We start from the raw sequence: 2,763 nt of genomic DNA, 5'->3' as shown, positions 1-2,763 counted from the left end.
CAACACCGTCCGGCTGAAAGTTTGGAAGGGATTCATCGTGGTCGGCCGCAAGGGCCCGAACAGGCTTCCGCCTCCACACCTTCAGTGGGATTTCGGTGCACGACCAGCGCGACGCGCAGGGCTTCGTCACTGTACACGCTGACTGCTCCCGGGCGCCCCGGCCCATGGCAAGTAGCGGAAACGGGAAAGCGCCCGCCCAGGGGGGCGGGGCGGGCGCGGTTCCGTATGGGTTTTCTGGATCAAACGAAGGTGAAGTCGGACGCGGTCAGGCCCAGGTCTGCCACGGTGACCACACCGCCCAGGTGGGCGAACTCGTGCGCGCTGCCGTCGGCGGTGACATAGGCCAGAGTTGCGAGTCTGTCGGTGTAGCTGCTTTGGTAGACAATGATGTCGCCGGCGTGCTCGCCGGAGATCGCACTCGCCGCCTCATTAGCAGAGTTGAAAGATTCGCCAGTGATCACCACGACGTGTTCGCCGTTCGCACCCGAGGCCGCACCGCTGTAGAAGCTGCTCACCGGGTAGCCGGACTGTATGCTGGCGTTGTTGACGAAGTTCGCGCCAAAACCATCGTTGTAGAGGCCCACCGCATCGAAGGCGAACTTGTCCTCCGCCGGGTTGAAATCGGTGATAGTGGTAATGTCCGACGTCGACCCGACAACCCCAGGCACCGGATTGTGGAACTGGAACACGAACGTGTCACTGTCGCTGCCCCCGGTCAACGTGTCCTGGCCGTCACCCACGTAGAGGACATCCTGGCCGGGTCCGCCGCTGAGCCTGTCATTGTCCTCACCGGAGAAGCGCGCGTTGAAGCGGCCGTTGTCGCCGGAGAGATCGTCCCAGCCATCTCCGCCGAAGATGCGGTCGTTACCCTTGCCGCCGATGGCTCGGTCACTGCCCGCGCCACCCGAGATCTCGTCGTTGCCGCCACGACCGTCAAGCCAGTCACCGCCCTGGTAACCCTCGATCCAGTCAACACCCTCGGTGCCGAGGAGTGTTTCGGAACCCGGGCCACCTTCGATAATCTTTGCCATTGAAAATACTCCTAATGATGCCCCTGCCTGAGTCGTTCATATTCGTCATCGGACAATTGGAGAAATCGATTGCTTGGATAGGCATACATTTACGAAATGGATGCATTCTCGTTCACTTCGCCCTTCTGCTGAGCAGTTGCGGGCTCGCAGGCGGCGGGGACACGCCCCAGGCAATCGGCCCGAACATTCACACTCAAAGAACGGTCCAGGAAAACTTGGCAACCGGTCGTCCTGGTTGGGCCGCCCTCGGAAGAACGGGCATGGGGCTGTGTTGCCGAGTCGCGCCGGCACTGCCCATTGCGAGCAATGGAACGTTAGGGAGCGCGTTCGCGCGAGCCGAGATCGGAACTGACAGGCGCACCAGGTAGTACGAAATGCCGGGTTCACCAGGATTTCTCCGACCACCCCGCCAGTCGGGTGCTGTATCTTCTCACCAGGAAACGACGACAAAGTGTCCGGATCACGCTCGCCAGAAGGCCCGCCACCAGGTGCCGGCGAATGGACTCGAAACGTCATTGTTCTGATGAATGCCGGACACCGGGATCCTCCATGTCAGCGCGCTCTGCCACGTGATCCTGTGTAGACTCGATGGCCTTCAGGACTTTGGAACGCGCACCGAATGATCGCTGCCGTCCACCTTCCATCACCAACACCAAATCGACGGCGCGGATGGCGCTCGGCCGATGGGCGACGACAACCGCAATGCCCTTGCGCTCGCGCACGGAGGCGATCGCATTAACGACTGCAGCTTCGCCTTCCGCGTCGAGATGGGCATTGGGTTCATCCAGCACGACAAGGAAAGGGTCTCGATAAAGGGCCCGGGCAAGACCGATAAGCTGACGCTGCCCGGCGGAAAGTGCCGATCCGGCCTCACCAATCGGAGTTTCGTATCCGTGCTCAAATCGGAGGATGAGTTCGTGCGTGCCCGCTGCTTTCGCCGCGGCGACAATAGCCTCAGGGTCAGGATCATCTTCAAAACGAGCGATGTTTTCGGCAATGGTGCCATCGAACAATTCAACACCTTGTGGCAGATAGCCGATGTGACGGCCTAGTGCTTCCCGGTCCCATTGATCGAGGCTTGCGCTGTCGATGCGAACCTTCCCGGCGACCGGCGTCCATGCGCCGACGATGGCGCGCGAGAGTGTCGACTTGCCCGAGCCCGACGGGCCGATGACCCCGAGTGCGCTTCCCGCCTGAATGGCAAACGCAATGCCGGTCACGGTCGGCTTGCTTTCACCGGGCGGAACGATTGTCACGCTTTCGAGGCGCAGTTCGCGTTCAGGTGCAGGCATTAGCATAACAGGAGCGGTTTCAGGAACCTTTTCCAAGAGGTCCTCCAGCCGCGCCCAACCCTGGCGCGCCATGAGGAAGGGTTTCCAGCTTGAAATGGCGAGGTCGACCGGAGCCAGCGCACGCCCCATCATGATCGAACTGGCAATCATGACCCCGGCCGTAGCCTCTTCCCTGACGACAAGGTACGCACCGACGGCAAGAATGGCCGATTGCAGCAGCACGCGCAGCGACTTTGAAATGGCACCCAGCCCACCTGCCACATCCCCAGCTTTCCGGTTGGCGGCCAGACACTTGGCATTGGCCTTTTGCCATCGGGCAGCGATCCGCTTTCCAAGACCGAGAGCTTGCACGACCTCGGCATTGCAACGCGCTGCTTGCAGCAGACCATTGCGTGCCATGTTGTGGGCAACGGTATCGCTTATCGGCCCTTGCGAGAGAG

The 2,763-nt window shown here is 61.3% G+C and carries 2 protein-coding genes; both read right to left on the bottom strand.

All coding sequences use genetic code 11. From position 1 onward, the window contains the following. Window positions 1–239 precede the first annotated feature (239 nt). The gene (locus NKJ64_RS30415) at window positions 240–1,031 is read right to left on the bottom strand and encodes a calcium-binding protein (RefSeq protein ID WP_352463826.1); all 792 of its coding nucleotides are present in this window, start codon (window positions 1,029–1,031) and stop codon (window positions 240–242) included. A 512-nt stretch (window positions 1,032–1,543) separates the two neighbouring features. Then, the coding region (locus NKJ64_RS30410) for a type I secretion system permease/ATPase (RefSeq protein WP_352463824.1) at window positions 1,544–2,763 on the bottom strand (1,220 nt) is incomplete at its 5' end.

It is taken from the genome of Mesorhizobium sp. M0062, from assembly GCF_040323125.1.
In the GTDB taxonomy this organism is placed as follows: Bacteria; Pseudomonadota; Alphaproteobacteria; order Rhizobiales; family Rhizobiaceae; genus Mesorhizobium.
Note: the sequence above shows the minus strand (reverse complement) of the source record. Positions and strands in the feature narration are given on the sequence as shown.

Bases quoted from the DNA above. Each gene is read 5' to 3' on its own strand.
- NKJ64_RS30415 (WP_352463826.1), bottom strand. From the start codon at position 1,031: ATGGCAAAGATTATCGAAGGTGGCCCGGGTTCCGAAACACTCCTCGGC.